Origin of the sequence: Cyclobacterium salsum (assembly GCF_010119245.1) — a bacterium.
GTDB lineage: Bacteria > Bacteroidota > Bacteroidia > Cytophagales > Cyclobacteriaceae > Cyclobacterium > Cyclobacterium salsum.
This window is the reverse complement of the sequence record NZ_WNKG01000008.1, coordinates 105,379-123,261: the sequence shown is the minus strand read 5'-3', so window position 1 is coordinate 123,261 and position 17,883 is coordinate 105,379. Positions and strand designations below refer to the sequence as shown.

General features: G+C 44.3%; 12 protein-coding genes and 1 pseudogene. 5 read left to right on the top strand and 8 right to left on the bottom strand.

Going from position 1 to position 17,883, the window contains the following annotated elements:
- Window positions 1–275 precede the first annotated feature (275 nt).
- Together GJS45_RS15365 and GJS45_RS15360 are read left to right on the top strand one after the other, a co-directional pair.
- On the top strand, window positions 276–1,664 hold the full coding sequence (locus GJS45_RS15365) for a sigma-54-dependent transcriptional regulator (RefSeq protein WP_162342749.1): 1,389 nt from the start codon (window positions 276–278) through the stop codon (window positions 1,662–1,664).
- Window positions 1,654–3,024, top strand: a complete 1,371-nt coding sequence (locus GJS45_RS15360; protein ID WP_162342748.1) for a sensor histidine kinase — start codon at window positions 1,654–1,656, stop codon at window positions 3,022–3,024. The genes GJS45_RS15365 and GJS45_RS15360 overlap by 11 nt, the downstream gene beginning before the upstream one ends.
- A gap of 58 nt (window positions 3,025–3,082) precedes the next feature.
- On the opposite strand, the gene GJS45_RS15355 is transcribed toward GJS45_RS15360, so the two are convergent.
- The 4 genes from GJS45_RS15355 to tnpA form a co-directional block, all read right to left on the bottom strand.
- Window positions 3,083–4,423, bottom strand: coding sequence for a TolC family protein (locus GJS45_RS15355; RefSeq protein ID WP_162342747.1), 1,341 nt, complete (start codon window positions 4,421–4,423; stop codon window positions 3,083–3,085).
- Window position 4,424: 1 nt separating this feature from the next.
- Window positions 4,425–5,099, bottom strand: coding sequence for an ABC transporter ATP-binding protein (locus GJS45_RS15350; RefSeq protein WP_162342746.1), 675 nt, complete (start codon window positions 5,097–5,099; stop codon window positions 4,425–4,427).
- A gap of 623 nt (window positions 5,100–5,722) precedes the next feature.
- Window positions 5,723–6,001 carry a hypothetical protein gene (locus GJS45_RS15345; RefSeq protein WP_162342745.1) on the bottom strand — a complete coding sequence of 93 codons (279 nt, stop codon included), beginning with the start codon at window positions 5,999–6,001 and terminating at the stop codon, window positions 5,723–5,725.
- Window positions 6,002–6,939: 938 nt separating this feature from the next.
- On the bottom strand, window positions 6,940–7,386 hold the full coding sequence (gene tnpA / locus GJS45_RS15340; protein ID WP_162342744.1) for an IS200/IS605 family transposase: 447 nt from the start codon (window positions 7,384–7,386) through the stop codon (window positions 6,940–6,942).
- 285 nt (window positions 7,387–7,671) lie between these two features.
- Between tnpA and GJS45_RS15335 the strand changes: the two genes are divergently transcribed.
- Together GJS45_RS15335 and GJS45_RS15330 are read left to right on the top strand one after the other, a co-directional pair.
- The gene (locus GJS45_RS15335) at window positions 7,672–7,878 is read left to right on the top strand and encodes a hypothetical protein (protein WP_162342743.1); all 207 of its coding nucleotides are present in this window, start codon (window positions 7,672–7,674) and stop codon (window positions 7,876–7,878) included.
- A gap of 23 nt (window positions 7,879–7,901) precedes the next feature.
- A pseudogene (locus tag GJS45_RS15330) lies at window positions 7,902–9,296 on the top strand (IS701 family transposase); the annotation flags it as partial.
- 277 nt (window positions 9,297–9,573) lie between these two features.
- Here GJS45_RS15330 and GJS45_RS15325 read toward each other — a convergent pair.
- On the bottom strand, window positions 9,574–12,000 hold the full coding sequence (locus tag GJS45_RS15325; RefSeq protein ID WP_162342742.1) for an ABC transporter permease: 2,427 nt from the start codon (window positions 11,998–12,000) through the stop codon (window positions 9,574–9,576).
- A gap of 107 nt (window positions 12,001–12,107) precedes the next feature.
- The gene (locus GJS45_RS15320; protein WP_162342741.1) at window positions 12,108–14,534 is read right to left on the bottom strand and encodes an ABC transporter permease; all 2,427 of its coding nucleotides are present in this window, start codon (window positions 14,532–14,534) and stop codon (window positions 12,108–12,110) included.
- Between the two features lie 499 nt (window positions 14,535–15,033).
- Here GJS45_RS15320 and GJS45_RS15315 point away from each other — a divergent pair, with 499 nt between their 5' ends.
- Complete coding sequence (locus GJS45_RS15315; protein ID WP_162342740.1) at window positions 15,034–15,288, top strand: hypothetical protein; 255 nt, start codon at window positions 15,034–15,036, stop codon at window positions 15,286–15,288.
- A 227-nt stretch (window positions 15,289–15,515) separates the two neighbouring features.
- On the opposite strand, the gene GJS45_RS15310 is transcribed toward GJS45_RS15315, so the two are convergent.
- Together GJS45_RS15310 and GJS45_RS15305 are read right to left on the bottom strand one after the other, a co-directional pair.
- Entirely contained in the window at window positions 15,516–16,727 is a 1,212-nt protein-coding gene (locus GJS45_RS15310; RefSeq protein ID WP_235954793.1) for an ATP-binding protein, read from the bottom strand.
- Window positions 16,728–16,944: 217 nt separating this feature from the next.
- Complete coding sequence (locus GJS45_RS15305; protein WP_162342739.1) at window positions 16,945–17,625, bottom strand: ERCC4 domain-containing protein; 681 nt, start codon at window positions 17,623–17,625, stop codon at window positions 16,945–16,947.
- Window positions 17,626–17,883 lie beyond the last annotated feature (258 nt).

Here is a 17,883-nt window from a genome sequence, read left to right as displayed (position 1 = left end):
CCAATTAACATGCCATTGGCAAAACCCCTGAAATAATAGCCTGTTGGCCAATTGCCGGAAAATAAGAACGCTTTTTCCGAACAAATTTGTCCGCTAGCGACCAAAATGGTATGGTATAGGTACCATTCATTTTTGGAACCGAAATCAAAACGTTGGGAAAAATAAGCTTATATTTCATGGAATGACCGATTTTGGGAAAAGTTTGTCCGCTTGTCTCCTTTCGGTACAGGTTTTGGGATTCTCCCAATGGGCAAAGCCTATCTAATAGATAAGATATGAACGAACGAAAAAGCGGAAAGATCCTGATTGTGGATGATAATGAGGACCTGTTGAAAGCCGCAAAAATATTTTTAAAAAGACATTTCGGGCAGGTAGACATTGAAACAAATCCGGGCATGCTTCCTATACTGATGGTAAATGAACATTATGATGTTATTTTATTGGACATGAATTTTACCAAGGATGTCAGCAGCGGTCAGGAGGGGTTTTATTGGTTAGATAGGATACTGGAATTGGACTCCTCTGCGGTAGTGGTGCTGATCACCGCTTATGGTGATGTGAATACCGCCGTGAAAGCGATCAAGGAGGGGGCTACGGATTTTGTGCTCAAGCCCTGGGAAAATGAAAAATTGTTGGCCACCCTAAATGCTGCCGTACAACTCAGGCAATCGAAGTTGGAGCTGTCTCAGTTGAAGGACCAGCAACAGCAGTTTTATAAAGACATGGACCATAAGTACAAAGACATCATTGGTCTGAGTCCCTCCATGATAAAAGTCTTCGAAACCATTGACCGGGTGGCGGCCACCGATGCCAATGTTTTGATATTGGGAGAAAACGGTACCGGAAAGGAACTGGTTGCAAGGGCTATTCACAGAAACTCCAGGCGGCATCGGGAGGCTTTTGTAGGCGTGGACTTGGGCGCCATCACCGATACGTTGTTTGAAAGCGAACTTTTTGGCCATAAAAAAGGAGCTTTTACAGATGCCAGGGAAGACCGGGCGGGACGCTTTGAGCAGGCTCATAAGGGCACCCTTTTCCTAGATGAAATTGGAAACCTTCCTTTATCGCTACAATCCAAGTTGCTGGCCGTGCTTCAAAACCGGGAGGTTACCCGCGTGGGAACAAATAAGCCCATTCCCATCAATATTCGCCTGATTTCTGCCACCAATATGGCCATTCACAACATGGTGTACGACAACAGTTTCCGGCAAGACCTCCTCTACCGCATCAATACCATTGAAATCACCCTTCCCCCGCTCCGGGAGCGGCTGGAAGACATCATGCCGCTGGCCAATCATTTTATCGGCATCTATTCCAAAAAATACCATAAAGATATTCGCAAAGCCGGAGAAGCCCTGATCAAAAGGATGCAAAAGTATTCCTGGCCGGGAAATATCAGGGAACTGCAGCACAGTATCGAAAGGGCGGTGATCATGACCGACCGCAGTGTACTCCAGCCGGAAGACTTGTTTATCCAAAAACAAATGGAGCCGGAAAAACTGGAGGAAACCATTAACCTGGATCACCTCAACATTGAGGATGTAGAAAAAATCCTGATCCGAAAGGCCTTGCAAAAACACAACGGGCATATCACTCGGGCTGCTGAGGAATTAGGGCTTACCCGTTCTTCCCTGTACCGTAGATTGGAGCGTTATGGGCTTTAGATCATTTTCGGCTGGCATCGTGCTCCGGGTGCTTTTAATCGTTTTAACCGTCACGGTCGGTATGTTTTATTTATCCGGGGACAATGCCCTCCTGACCGGAATCCTTTCTGCTGTCATTCTGACTATCCAGACATTAAACCTGATTTCCTACTGTAATACCACCAATAGAAAAATCACCCGATTTCTGGACTCTATCCGATACTCCGATTTTTCATCTTCCTTTACCAGGGACAGCAAATTGGGCAGGTCGTTTAAGGAGATGAACTTGTCCTTTAATGAGGTGATTGCTGCATTCAAAAAAACCAGGGCCGAAAAAGAAGAGCAGGTGCTGTTCCTTCGGATCATGGTGCAGCATATTAATACCGGCATCATTTCCTTTGAAAGCCAGGGTAAAATCGGGGTGATCAATGGAGCTGCAAAGCAACTTTTACAAATTCCGCAGTTCAAAGATATCCACGACCTGGGTAAACTTTCCGAAGAATTACTGAAAAAGGTGCTGGAATTGACCCCTGGGGGTTCTTTTTCCATAAGGATCAATGGCGACCTGCACCTGAATGTACAGTCTTCTGCCTTCAAAATGGATGGTCAGAGTTGGACCCTGCTTTCCTTTCAGAATATCAAAACAGAGTTACAGAAAAACGAATTGAAGGCCTGGCAAAATCTGACTAAAGTACTGCGGCATGAGATTATGAATTCCATGACCCCTATCGCCAGTCTGGCCAATTCCCTGGGGACCATTTTAAGGGAAGATGTGGTACCGGCAAAGCCTGGAATGGTCATCAATAATGATAGCTTCCAGGACCTGTCGGAAGGACTGGCCACCATTTCCAAAAGGAGTAATGGTTTGGTCGATTTCGTTAATGCCTACCGCGATTATACCAATATTCCCCACCCGAAACTCAAATCCTTTAAAGTGAGTGTACTCTTCGAACACGTTTGCGTACTCATGAAGAAGGAACTTTCTGCTTCGGGGATATGCTTGAAATCGCAGTGTGACCCAATCGATTTACGGGTCTGTGCCGACCGGGAGATGGTGCAGATGATCTTGATCAACCTGATAAAAAATGCCAAAGAGGCCATGGAAAAGGCTACCCAACGTACCATCGTCCTGACGGCCGGAAAAACCAGCCATGCCATTCCGATGATACAGGTTACCGACCATGGGGAAGGCATTGTTCCGGAAGCTGCTGAAAGAATTTTTGTGCCGTTTTATACGACCAAAAAGTCCGGAAGTGGCATCGGGCTGGCCATATCCCGCCAAATGATGCACCTCCATCAGGGCAGTCTGGAAGTAGCCTCCTTACCAGGGGAAATGACTACTTTTACCCTGCTTTTTGGTCCGGGAAAAGGAGGAGGTTAATGCATTGGTATTGATTCATGCTCTTGGCTGAACAGAATCAAATCCATCTCGTCCAACGCTAGGATTGCAGGTCCTCTGCCAACAAGCCTAAGGCATACTTCAGTATTATTTTCTGGAAAAACAGGGTATAGGCTGCCTGTACATGATCTGATTGGGCGGTAACTAATTGTTCGTTTGCCTGAGCAAGGTCCACAAAATTACTTACCCCGAGTCTAAATCGTTCTGATATCGCTTTCTGCGCTTCCTGAGCTGCTTTAAGCTGCATTTCGGTGGAGGTCCTGGTTTGAATGGCCGCCTTGAAATTTTCCAGGGCTAGTTTCACTTCCTGAAAAATTTTCCTTTCCAGTGCCGTATTTTCCAATTGCTGGTTTATCCTATTCACCCGCGCACGGGTTACAGCCGTTTTATTGTCAAAATTATTAAAGACCGGGATGCTCAGTGAAAAACCAAAGATTCGTTGCGGATAGACCATTAGTAACTGATCGCCAATGGTTCGTTCGTCCAAAGAAGTGAAAAAAGTGTTGTAGTTAAAAAAGGCAGACAGCTGCGGATACATGGTGCCCTTGGCAGCGAGCAGCAAACGCTGGTTGCCCTGTTCCAGAAGTTGCTGTTCTTTCAGATCACTGCGGTACTGTAGGGCTTGTTCATACACTTCCTGCGGCTCCATCTCTAACCACTCGCTGTTGTTTTGGCTAAGAGGTACCGGGGCAGGCAACGGTAAACGGTTCGATTCGAATTGTAGGGTTTCGGCCAGGGCCCACAAGTCCGTTTCCCATTGGATTTTGGCATTCAATGCCACCGTTTCCAATCTGGCGACTTCAGACTGTTGATTGTACTGATCGGATAGGGTTCGCAGTCCGGCTTCAACAAAGCCTTCGATTTGAGCCAATTGACTTTTTTGATTTTCCAGGTTTTCAGTAGCAATGGCGTGTAGCTGTTCATCCAATAACACCTGAAGGTATTGCTGGGCAATGGTAAAGCTTAGTTCTTCTTTTGCCCGGGCCAGGGCCTTTTCACCGGCCGCTTCAAAGAAACCGGCCGCCTTGGTTTCATGTAGGCGCTGAAAACCATGGAAAACGGGAATTCTGGCATTGAGACCGGAAGATAGGATGTCATTGATCTGGTTGGTGACAATTAGCTGCCCCTCCACCTGTTGAAACTGTTGCCCGACTTGTCGATTGAGATTCGTATTGATATTCACCGATGGCAGGTGGCGTAAACGGGCATTTACCCTGGACATGGCGAGCACTTTTTGTTGGTTTTTTTGAGTTGCATATTCCAGGTTCTGCTCCAATCCTATGGCTATTGCTTCGTCAAAAGTAATGGGGATGGTATCCTGGGCGAGAACTGCTTTTGTCCCCGCAAGTAAAAAAAGCGTGAGGAGCGTCCAATTTTTCATATTAAAGTTTGATATCATGAGCAATTTTCCCGTCTAACATTTCGATTAAGCGGTTTCCGTAATCCGCATTTTCCCTGGCATGGGTAGCCTGGATGATGGTAGTGCCTTCCTGGTTAAGTTCCCTGAACACTTCCATGATTTCTCTTGCCTGAGCCGAATGGAGGTTCCCGGTTGGTTCGTCTGCCAATAACACCCGGGGTTTACCAGCAATGGCCCTTGCAACACCTACCAACTGCTGCTGGCCACCGGACAACTGTTCCGGAAAGAGGTCCTTTTTCGCTACCATATTGAAACGGTCTAAAAGACCCGCCACGATTCCCTTCCTTTCCGAAGAGGAAACGTTTCGATAGAGCAATGGTGTTTCGATATTTTCATACACCGTTAGCTCATCTATCAGGTGATAGGCCTGGAAAATATATCCAAATTCGGATTTATGAAGCGCAGTCCGCTGCTTGTCTCTCATGGAAGCGATGGCCGTGCCATCAAAAAAATAGGCCCCCTCGTATTCTTCGTCCAGAAGACCGATAATGTTTAGCAAGGTGGACTTTCCTACCCCTGAAGGCCCCATTAAGGTGATGAATTCCCCCTGGTTTATTTGAAGGTGAATGCCCTTTAATATAAAGATCCGCTGGAACCTGGATTCTATAAATTTGTCGATTTCTTTTAACTGTATCATGAATTTGCTTTGATGTCCAGGGTACTCACCCGATGTCAGTAGTTATTTCTACTTCCGTGCCATAAAAAAGAAGCCTAAAATGAATGATTAGGGGGTTTTTTGACGGATCTAACATTGCTTTACCCGAACACCTTTGTTCGCTGGCGAACAATTTGATGGTAGGAATATGCGATGGTATGATGGTATGATTGGATTGTGATGCCTGGGCTTCGAGTCTGCCCGGCCCAGGCGAACGTGCTGTTCGGAATTTGAAATGCCGAGTTTGGATAAGCAGGATTTGCAATCCTGCGATCGTATATTTTTTCGTGCTGTTCGGGATTTGCAATTCCGAACCTCAGATAAACAGGGTTTGCAACCCTGCTTTGGTAAGTGAAATTTTCATAGGAAACCTAGCCAACAAACCTATAGACCAATCCGACTATCGACTAAAATGGAAAAAGTATATAAGCCAATTGCTGATGGCTAAATGCCAAAGGCCTAAAAAATTAAACAATTAACCCAATCCGGATTTGACATCCATTCACTTGCATGAAAACAATTATGTAAGGGCAAGGGGTAGGATGTCTTAAGGTCGACCTATCAGCCATTTTTCACCAAGCTTCTATTTATTCTTAGTTGGGAACTTAGGAATCTAAGCCTTCCTCCTTATCCAATCCGTGTTTCATTTCGAATTGATTTCGTTTGATTTCAAAGCGCTCCAACTCCGTATTAATTATGTCCAGAGACTCATTAAATGTGGAGAATAAATTTCCCATATTTTTTTCCATTTCCGAGAAATTGAATTCCATCGCATCCATCTGCAGTTTGGACGACTTTTCTACCATGGCAACCTGGCTATTCTTAAGGTCTTCCAACATCCTCAAAGCCCGATCCATTTTCTCTAATTTTTCCCTGTTATCCATTTCTTTTTATTTTTTTTATTGAATTAGTGCAAAAACTGTTCCGTATAATAATTTGCGGATATAATATGGCATCTCGATGGCTGAATGATAGAATGGTCTGATGATTCGATTGGTTGATTTGCTGATGAATCGATGTGCTGATTTTGTTAATGGTGTACTTACTTGATGGTATAATGGCTTGTTTGGATTGTGCTGGCTGGGCATCGACTCCGTTCGGCCGAAATGTACGTGCTGTTCGGAATTTGCAATTCCGAACCTCAGATAGTTAGGATTTGCAATCCTGATTACGTAAAATTTATTACCCACCGCTCCACTTTTAAGGTTGTTTTCCCCATTTTACCTGTCCATGGGGCTTGGTGGCATGCCTATGTTGAACCCCTGTCGGAGTTCCGGATGTATTGCGTTTTTTTGACCACGGGTCGGCACCCATGGCTAGTAATATTCAAGCCCATTCGGGCTTTTGTATTCGAACACATTAATCGTTATGAAAATTGAAATTCGTAATGGCAGCCCCGGTAGGGGCTGAAAATCATTGGACTCGCCTCGCCTGGCAAGGCGGGGTGAGGGTAGTGTTGAGGTTCCCCAACTCTGGAGGAGTTGAATATGATCCGTGATTGTGTTAGGGATGAAGAGTTTAAATTCTTTTTTGATCGCATCCATTCCTGTGGGCTTGGTCCAAGTTTATAAGTACGGATTTCGTTTTTTTGCGGTCCTGGGTTTAAGGTGCGCTTTTATATTGAACCCGGCCGGAGTTCCGGGTGTAGGGCGTTATTTTGTCACATGGGTCGGCACTCAAAGCTAGTAATATTCAAGCCCATTCGGGCTTGGGTGCTCGACAGAAATGAAGCTTCAATAATTGATTTATCAAATTACGAAATCAATCTTTTCTTGGCTAAGGGATATCAATTTAAAAAATAAATGGTATAGGAAAAAACACATCAATCCAAATATTTTGGGTCGTATTCAACTCCGTTCTCTTCCAGGATACGAATGAACTCTTCAAGAAAAGAAACCTTTTTATGGTGTTCTTCCTGTTTGATGATATATAATACCAATCTTTCTTTTTCCTTGAAAGAATGTGTAAAGCCTCCATATCCATTCTGCCATCCCTGAAATTTTTTAAACAGTCCTTCTTTTTTGATCATTTTTCCTGAAGCTATTTTTATATCCTTTACCAAGTTGGAAAGTGCGACTGTAGGATGAATATGTGTCAATATGTGAATATGATCTTCGACACCATTAATTTGGTAAAGGTGACATTTTTTTTCTTTGAGAATGCCAGTTACATATTTAAACAATTCAGGTCTTTTTTCTTTTGTAAGTATTGGTTGTCTTTTATAAGGAGTAAATATGATATGATGAATTGATTGAATATAAGACGACATAGGATATAGGGTTTTATGGAAAATCGTTATAACAATATATAAAAAATCTCAATCAAATTAGCCAATTTTTATAGCATTATGATGCACGTCCATATTGAACCCCTACCGGGGTTCCGGGTGTATTGCGTTTTTTTGGCCACGGGTTGGCACCCATGGCTATTGATGTTCAAGCCCATTCGGGCTTGTCTCGACTTTGGCTATTTACTAGATATTGAATAAAAAAGGGTCATAATTTGGAATTATGGCCTTTTATGTTGACTTTTATATCTAGTTAAATGACTAGATATGGGGTATCCTACCAAAATTCAGATCATCAAAAGGGCTAAAAGTGAACAATGGTATGTCAATTTTCCGGCTGCCGTGGCCCAGGCAATTGAGTTTCAACAGGGAGAAGTGGTTGAGTGGATCATCGATGACCATCAGCGGCTCGTTCTCCAGCGCAGTGATAAGGCAGTTGAAAGCCTTAAAAAAAAACTGCCTCCCAAAACCTAAAAGAGGTATTCGGTTCTGTCTTCTCTGACTGTAAGGGTGCTTTCAGGCAACCCCGGACCTGGAAAAGGGCCTTTGTGCTTGCAGAGGGGTTTTTGGGGTGTGTGGGCAGGAGTACCGTTTCAGGCATGATTGCCGCTACCGGCCAACAATTTAAGGACTGGTCGGCCGCTTACCGTTTGTTTCATGGGGAAAGAATGAATACCGACACCTTGTTTTCTGTGGTCAGAAAGAACCTTGCGGATGCCATCTCGGCAGACGAAAGGGAGATTTATGCGCACATGGATGATACGCTTCTGAGGAAAACAGGAAAGAAAGTGGATGGGGCTAAATGGATGAGAGATCCACTGGGACCTCCATTTCAAACCAATTTGGTTTGGGGACAGCGCTTTATGCAGACCTCCCTTTCCTTATGTTCGAAAATGGAAAATATTCAGGCCACTACTGTACCCGTTGACCTTCACCACTGTCCTTCTGTAAAAAAGCCCAAAAAAGACGCTACAGAGCAGGATTATGAACATTATAGGGAGACTCAGAAAAAGACAAAGCTGAGCGTGGTCGGAGCCCAAAGGATATCTGCTTTGAGAAAAGGACTTGACCTGGACGGGCACAGTGATAAAAGGCTGGTGGTGAGCGTGGATGGGAGCTATACCAATGAGGCTGTACTCAAAAAACTTGATAAGAATGTTACCCTTATCGGAAGGATTCGCAAAGACTGCCGGTTATTTGAATTGCCAGATTGTAGCGAAACCAACGAAAAAGGAAGAAAACGAGTCTACGGAAGGGAACTTCCCACCCCGGAACAGATTCGTCAGTCACAAGAATACGAATGGAAAGAAGTGAAAGCCTGGGCTGCCGGAAAAGTCCATACCTTCAATGTCAAGACAGTGGAAACGGTAAGATGGAGAAAATCTGGTCCGCTCAACCTCAGACTTGTAGTAGTAAGACCCGTTGGATATAGGTTGACAAAAAAATCAAGAATGCTTTACAGAAATCCGGCCTATCTAATATGTACCAGCACAGAGCTTTCTCTGGAAAAACTCCTCCAGGCGTACCTTTGGCGTTGGGGAATAGAGGTCAACTTTCGGGACCAGAAGACACTTATGGGATGTGGTCAGGCACAGGTGAGAAAAGAAATACCCTGCAGTAAAGTGCCACAGTTTATCACAGCGGTAAACGCCATGTTACTGCTCTCAGCCTCAAAAGCTGAAATCAAAGATCTCCCGCGGCCGAAATGGTACACAAAAAAGAAAAACCAGAGAACAACAACCCAGGATCTTATCAATCAGTTCAGAACAATTAACTGGACGGATTCAGTCCAAATCAATTTCTCCGACTTCGTTACAATGGAGAATAAACAACGAAGTACAAAAAATAACCCCATACATGCTCTATCTAATCTGTTTTATACACGCAATTAGCCAAACTTAAGTCAAGCCCATTCGGGCTTGTGTATTCGAACCCTATAATCGTTATGATAATTGAAATCTTAATGGCAGCCCCGGTAGGGGCTGAATATAATTGGCCCCGCCTGGCAAGGCGGGGTTGAGTTAGGGTTGAGGTTTCCCCAACTCCGGAGGAGTTGAATATTCCAAAGGCCAAATCAATTAACCAAATTCAGTCAATTAGCCTGCCCATATAGCCTGCACACAAAAAAACACATACCGACGGATACGGAATCTCAACCTACCCATTCATTCATTCGTTTCTGAGGTTAGCCACCGGATTAGTCCTCGCCGCTTGTAAGGCAAGGTAACCTGTAGTGAGAAAAGCCACGGTTGCGGCGATCATGCCTGCCCCCAGGTAGGTCCAAGGTCCAATGGCAATCCGGTAAGCGAAACCTTCCAACCAGCCTCCCATGATCCAGGCCGAAAGGGGGAACGCACAGATGGCTGCGATTCCCACCAGTTTGAGAAAATCTCCGGAGAGCATCAGCACGATCCCTCCAATCTCCGCTCCCAGTACCTTTCGGATGCCAATCTCTTTGGTTCGTTGTTTGGTAGTAAAGGTGGCCAGCCCAAACAAGCCCATACAGGCAATTAATACGGTTAGCCCGGAAAAAATAAGGATCACTTTCCCCATTCTCCTCTCCGGAGCATAGGTCTGGTAAAACCTGTCATCCAGAAAGCTGTACGAAAAGGGCTCGTCCACTGCCATAGATGCCCAATTATTCTTTATGGACTGCAAAAGCCCTGCTACCCGGTCGGGTTTTATTTTTGCGATCACGGCTCCCTTGCCGCTTCCCAAGGTCATCACCAAGGGAGCAATGCGCTCGTGCATGGATCTGAAATGAAAATCCTTAACCACGCCAATTACCTGGTAAACCTTTCTTTCTCCCTCATTATTGGCATGGAATAGCCGCTTATCAAGTACCTCTTTTTCCCAACCCAGGGCTCTGGCCGCTGCTTCGTTGATCAGCATTGCCGCATCATCCGAACCATATTCTTCGGAAAAATTCCTACCGGCCAGCAATTCCAAACCCAGTGTGGGATGGTACTCCTCGTCTACCTCATATCGAAGGGTTTTGATCTGTAGGGAAGGGTCGTCTTCGGGAAAAACAAAATAATTGTTGTTATAGCTGGGGCCGGCAGGCAGGTAGCCGGAAGTACTCACATGGGTTACCCTTTCATCCTGAAGCAGTTGTTGCCGGAAGGTTTCCGCATTATTTCCCAGGTAGCCAACATCTGGAAGAATCAAGACCTGCTCTTTTTCATATCCCAGGTCTTTGTTTTGGATAAAACTCAGTTGGCGGTAGACGACCATGGATCCCATAATCAATATGATGGAGATAGAAAACTGGAAGACCACCAGTGCACTTCTTAAACTCAGCCTACTTTTGCCAGGGTGGCCCGTGGGTGCTCCCTTTAGTACGCTAACGGTATTAAAGGAAGACAGAAAGAAGGCCGGATACGCTCCTGCCAATACCCCCACCCCTAATCCAATTAAAAGAAGGGCAGGTAGTAGCCAATAGTTATGGGTTAATGAAAAGCCAAATTGATCTGCAGAGAAGTCGTTTAAGAACGGTAAGGTCACTTTTACGAGCACAAGTGCCAGCAAAAGTGCGAAGCCGCTGAGCAGGATGGATTCTGCCAGGAACTGCCCCCTCAATTGACGTTGAGCAGCACCCAATACCTTGCGGACCCCGACCTCTCTGGCCCTTCGACTGCCACTAGCCGTAGACAGATTGATGAAATTGATACAGGCGATGAGCAGCATAAAAAGGGCTATGGCAGTAAAAATATACACATACCGGATATCTCCACCCGGGCCTAATTCACCCATCAGATCGGAGTGCAGGTGGATGTCGGTTAGCGGTTGTAGGTAAAGGCCAATTCGGTTACCTGCGGCTTGAAATGCTTCCAGGCTAATACCCATCCCGGTTTGAAGCTGGGGGCCAATGTATTTTTCGGTCACCTGGGGCATCTTGGCTTCCAATTTCCTGTAATCATACTGTTCCGGTAAAACCAGGTAGGTATAGAATTCAGAAACCATAAAGGAAGGGTTGCCGCCTTCCGTAAAGGTAGACATGGATACCAGCAGATCAAACCGGAAATGAGATTGCCGGGGCATGTCCGCCATCACCCCGGTAACGGTGAAGCCTTCCTTCCCATCATTCGTCCAGATGACTTTTCCCAGGGGATCCTGACTCCCAAAATACGCTTCGGCTTTGGATTGGGAGATTACCAGACTGTTGGGTTCGCTCAATACCTTTTCGGGATGCCCTTTCAATAGCGGAAAGGTGAAAACCTCAAAAAAATTGGCATCCACAAATGCCGCCTGGTGATTTCGGAATTGGTTTTCACCCACGGTGATCGTAGGTGAACCCATCAACCGGATTCGGGTAGCGGCCAGGACCTCCGGGTAATCCGCTTGCAATACTTCGGCCACAGGAGGCATCACATGGGCTTCTTTGAGGACTTCCCCTTGTATAGTGCCCTGAAAAACAACCCTGAAAATCCGGTCTGCTTTTTTATGAAAACGGTCGTAGCCCCATTCATTTTTCACAAATAAAAGGCAAATCAAACAGGCCGCAATCCCTATGGATAGTCCTACCAGGTTGATGGCAGAAAAGGTTTTATGTCGTAACAGGCTTCGGTAGGCGATCTTAAAGTAATTTTTAAGCATAATCGATTTCTGGTCTACAATTTAGAGAAAATGGGAGTATCATTTCCGAGTAAAATTGAATTGGAAAAACAGCCTCATTTTTATGGGATTTAGTAGGTAATAGCCAATTACTCTTTCTTAAACGTCTCCACAGGATTGACCAAAGCCGCCCGGTAAGACTGGGAACTAACTGTGGCAGCAGCAATCAATACTGCCAGGCAACCTGAAATAGCAATGATCATCCAGGAAACGGTTATACTGTACGCGAAATTTTCCAACCACTTACTCATACCCATCCATGCTAAAGGAACTGCGATAATAAATCCAATAATCACCAATTTCAAAAAGTCCTTTCCCAAAAGAGAAACGATATTCAAGCTGCTTGCCCCCAGCACCTTTCTTATCCCAATTTCCTTGAGTCTTTGTTCTGTAGCATATGCAGAAAGGCCAAACAGTCCCAAAACAGAAATAAGTATCGCTAAACCAGCGAAAAAACCAAAGACTGCACCCACTTTCTCTTCTGCTTCATATTGCTCGTCAAATTTATCTGCCACGTAAGAAATCTCTAAGGGATAGTCGGGGCGCGTGGCCAACCATTCATCACGTAGGTAAGCCAATGCCACTTCCCTGTCTGTTGGGCTTAGCTTAATGGCCACCTCGTTGATTCGGGTATCTGGTATCATAAATACCATCGGACTGATGGGTTGGTGAAGCGATTCAAAATGAAAATCCTTCACCACTCCTACGACTTGTCCTCTTCTGTTGCCATAAATAAATGGCTTGTCGATGGCGGCTTCTGGTGAAGCCCAACCTATCGCCCTTACTGCCGATTCATTGAGAATGAAAGATTCACTGGAATCACTCGCAAGTAGTTTGTCAAAATCCCTACCTTCGATGATCTCCATGCCAAATGCTTGGAAAAACGAATGGCTGATATGTACATCGGCTATTCGGGTATTGATAGCAGTCAATTTACCATCCAGTTCTGCCTGGGTTCCCTGGGAGTCCAAAAGCCTCCCTGATGGTATCCTGCTTGCGAGGGCCACATCTTCAATTCCGGGATGCTGCATCCACCTGTCTCTCAAGAAGGAGATATTACTGGAAAATTCCTCAAAAGCAGGTAGTATGGCGATTTCCTCTTTTTCAAACCCCAGGTCTTTGTTTTTCATGAAATCCAACTGATTGATTACGACCAATACGGCCACAATCAATCCAATGGATATTGCAAATTGGCCTACTACCAAAAATGACCTAAGTTTTTCATGAATGGATCCGATTTTATAGGTCCCTTTTAATATGCTCGCAGGCTGAAATCCGGAAAGAAACAGGGATGGGTAGCTTCCGGCGATCAAACCAACCAAGATCACCATTCCCACAAAACCTGCCAGGTATTCGGGATGATCGATCAGGTTTAGGCTCAAATCCTTTCCGGTGAAATTAGTGAAATAGGGCAATGCAAACCAGGCAAGCAGCAGGGCGATGAGCAGTGCCGCCACCGTCATAAAAATGGTTTCTCCCATAAACTGCTTAACCAAAAGTTGTCGGTCTGCTCCCATCACTTTCCTAAGACCTACTTCCATTGCTCTTTTGGCAGAACGGGCAGTGGCCAGGTTCATAAAATTGATACAAGCAATCAATAGAATAAAAAGTGCGATGGCTCCGTATATGTATACATACTCAATGTTGCTATTGGGTTCCAACTCAGAGTCGAGGTTGGAATACAGATGGATATCCGTCAATGGCCACAAAAAGAGTTGGGTACCTTTGGAGGCGGGTATTCCCTGGCCGCTGGCAGCAATGTGGCGATCGATAAAGTCAGGTAATTGTCCACCTATTTCATCAGGATCCACACCTTCCTTGAGTAGTAGATAGGTTGCGAAATTATTGCTTCCAAAATTGGCCATCATGGCCTCATACCCACCATAGAAATCAACCACAGGCTCCATGGAAGCAAAAAAATCAGCCTGGAAATGGGAATTGTCGGGGATATCCTCCATGACCCCCCGGACTTGACCATTGTATATTTCGGACCCGATCCTTAATTCAAGGGCTCTACCCATAGGATCCTCGTCTCCAAAGTATTTTTTTGCCATGGACGCACTGATCACCAAACCATCTGGAAATGAAAGGGCATCAGCTGGATTGCCTTCCAGCAACTTCCATGTAAAAACCTCAAACAGCTCAGGATCGGCAAAAAAGAAGCGCTCTTCTTTAAACACCTTGTCTTCATCACGCATGATTACCGTAGTATTCATTACCCTGACAGCTTCCACTATCTGCTCCTCAAAATCAGATTTAAGCAGTGGAGCAAAAGGGGGAGCCGCATGGCCCAGGTGCAGGCTTATCGCCCCGTCCTGATTATACCAAGCCCTCGATACCCGAAAGATGCGATCCGACTTTTCATGATAAGTGTCATAGCTGAATTCATGTTGCACAAACAGAAAGATCAATATACTGGAGGCCATGCCCACCGCTAATCCGAAAATATTGATAAGGGTATAGGTGGGCTTTTTCCTGAAGGTTCGGAGAAATAATTTGAAGTAATGTTTTATCATGGTCTTTGCCTTTGGTGGATTAGTCGGATGAGAAATGTTCAACACCATTTCAGGTAGTTCTATATTAGTGCCAATTCAAAATGGGGACAATTGGCTAAATAATAGGTTATTTTATGGAAAAACCTTCCGCTTTGCGGACAGTTTTGTTCGCTCACGGGCAAAAGCCAAGTTGCTTTGGAGTGCGTTTGCTACAAAAGTTGAAGTTCTTTTCAAACATGACGATAGCTGTTTATTTCTTTTTTCACTTACACCGTTGGTTTTTTATGAAATAATCCATTAGTTTAAGGGGGATTTATCTTATCTTCTAAATGGAGCATTTTACAACCAAAAGGCATTTCTTTCGATTTTATTTTTTACTGGTCCTGATGCTTTTACTAATGGGCGGATTTGGGATTTATGTGATCCTGGATTTCTATGGAAAATGGGGAACACCGGATTTTGAAGTTGGGGATTATCTTTTGTTGTTATTAGGTGGTTTTACGCTAATGTTTATTTTGGCTTGTCAAACGACTATTTTATCGTTCAAAACCACTTTTTTTTCTGGAAAAAGCATGTGTATAACTTTAGTGACATAAAGGAGATTATATTCGAAAGCGGTGGCAAAGGTCCCTATCGCATGAGGTTGATCACAGAAGATTATCTAACAAATATTTACGCTGCCAGCACCCTAAAAACCAAAACCTGGCTGAAACTAAAAAAAGCATTGGAGCAAATGGAGGTTCAGGTGAGAAACGAGGCATTTCCAGAAGGTTAAACCCGTATTAGGTCCTAAGTTTCGTAATTGCCAGGCCCATACATCTGGAAAGGCCGAAATTGAAAGAAAACAGTTGGTGGCTTCACTGCTTTGATGCCCTTGAAAACTGTAAGAATTGGATGATTTTTTGATGGAATCAGTCTGCCATATTTGTGCGGCTGGGCGCAGAAATCCCTATTTATATTTTGGGTAAAAAATGCGAACGGCTTCGCTTTTTCCCCGTCAACTCAAAGTTCCGTCAAAAATTGTACATAGTTATCGGGTGTGATAACCACTGTCTCCGTTTCTGGATAAGCATTCAGAAAGGATTTGGAGAAGTTTTTTCTCGCTTTTCGGTTCCATTTAAATTCATAAGCTTTCATTCGGGCATTTCGTTCTTCGATGTAATCGATTTCCTGCTGGGCATGGGTTCTCCAGAAATACTGGTTAAAATTTGCTTGGCGGAAAGCCAACAATTTGACCCGCTCGCTGATGATGTAATTTTCCCACAATGCACCAATATCCTGTCGCAAGTTTGCTGGGCTGAACTGGTTGATCACCGCATTGCGAATACCATTGTCATAAAAGTAAATTTTGCGGCTTTTTTTTAATTCGTTTCGAAGGTTACGGCTGAGTGAACCTAACCTGAAAACAACAAATGCCTTTTCGAGAAGATGGATGTATTTTTCAGTGGTTTGGTTGTCTAATCCGGTGAGCTGGCCAAGTTCGTGATAAGATACTTCATTGCCCACCTGAAAAGCCAAAGCCTGCACCAGTTTTTCCATTTTCTCCGGTTTTTGTATGCGATCCAAGATCAAAATGTCTTTATAAAGGTAACTGTCGGTCAACTGTTTTAACCTGATTTCCTCCTCGCCAGGAGAGTTGACAATTTCTGGATAGCAACCATAAACCAAGCGGATCGTAAGCAGACGTTTCTCCTCCAGTAATCCATGGTGATGCACCAATTCATCAAATGAAAAAGGGAAAAGATGGAATTCCCACTTTCGTCCTGTCAACGGTTCATTGAGGTGCCTTGCCAATTCAAATGATGAGGAGCCGGTTGCAATCACTTTAATGTGGGGCAACTGATCTACAATTAGCTTGATTGTCAGTCCAATATTGGTAACACGCTGTGCTTCATCAATCACCAGGGTACGTGTTTTGCCCAATAATGAGCGGAGAAGGCTGGACGTAGGTGACTTTAAAAGATCACGAATGTCTGCATCATCTCCGTTCCACCAGGTGATTGGAGCCACCAGGTCGTTTGATATCTCTCTCAATAAAGTGCTCTTCCCAACCTGCCTTGGACCTAGCAATATAATAGCTTTCTTATCACTAAGACGTTGAGATATCCTAATGGCAATTCCTCTATTTATCATAAAATTTGCGTATTGAATCGCAAATTTAATATAAATAAATGGAATATATTCGCAAATTTGATATGAAATAGCTTTTTTCACCTATCATAAGCATTTTAGATTGATGGGGTCATTGCTAAATACTGACTTGTTCTCCGAAACCACTGCCAATTCCAAAACCTAAAAAGTGTTTAGACCAGAATAATTACATGCTACAAATTAATGAAGCTCTTGCCTTACGCTGTTTTCCGTTTTTTATTTGGTTAAATTACAACGTTTGAGTCGAATTGATAAGGTGATGCGCCAGGTAGACAGGTTTCTACTTCTTCAAAACTTCTATTAACCGCTCCACCGTCTTTTTTCCTAAACCCGGTACCTTCTGGAGCTCCGTATCTTCTGCGGTAAAAACCCTCTGGAGGTTGCCGAATTCCAACAACAAACTTTTTGCCTTATATGGCCCGATACCGGGAAGGTTTTCCAGCAGTTGGATTTTTTGGGATTGCAGCGGAGAATGCTTCTTTTTTACCGAAGTAGGCCGGCGATAAAATTTCACGTCTTCCGGCCGGTCTTTGGTAAGTTGTTTAAAGCATTGCAACATGACCCTCACTGTTTCTCCAGGATTTTTTGTCCTCACTATTGGGATTCTGAATCCCAGGGAAATGGATAGCAAAAGCCCCTGAATGGCCTGTCGGGAAAAATCTGTTTCTCTAAAATGCCGGCTTTTTCCTTCCAGAATCAGGCAGGTAGGTACGGAACTGTTGCTTAGTTTTTTCGCCTGTTGAAACAATCGGCCATCCTTTATGGATTGGCAAAAATCAGGAATCGTCTTCCGCTCTACCAGCAAGTCCCCATCCAAAAGATAGTCTCCTGCCAACAGTCGTTGGCGGTGTATGATCAGGTTACCCATTTTTCGAAATTCCTCGGCCATCAGGGCTGGTTCCCGGTCATCGATGGTAACCTGCAACGGAAAGTAGAAAGAAGACTTTAGCAACCTGGACATAGAAAAAGCAGTGATTCCCTTCCTGAATGTACAAATTTTAGGGAATGGCTGCAATCCTTGATTTAACTCAATGCATTAATCCCCACACCCGAATGGGAAATTTTCGAAATCAACTAATTGGTAACCTGCTTTGGAATAGGGGCTATTCGATTCGCATCACGGGGGGAGCATTCGATTTCCAGGCAAGATAAATGAAACCTTATCTGAACACGATAAGGAATGGGAGGACTTTTGTAATAGTTTTAAAATCCTTGTTAC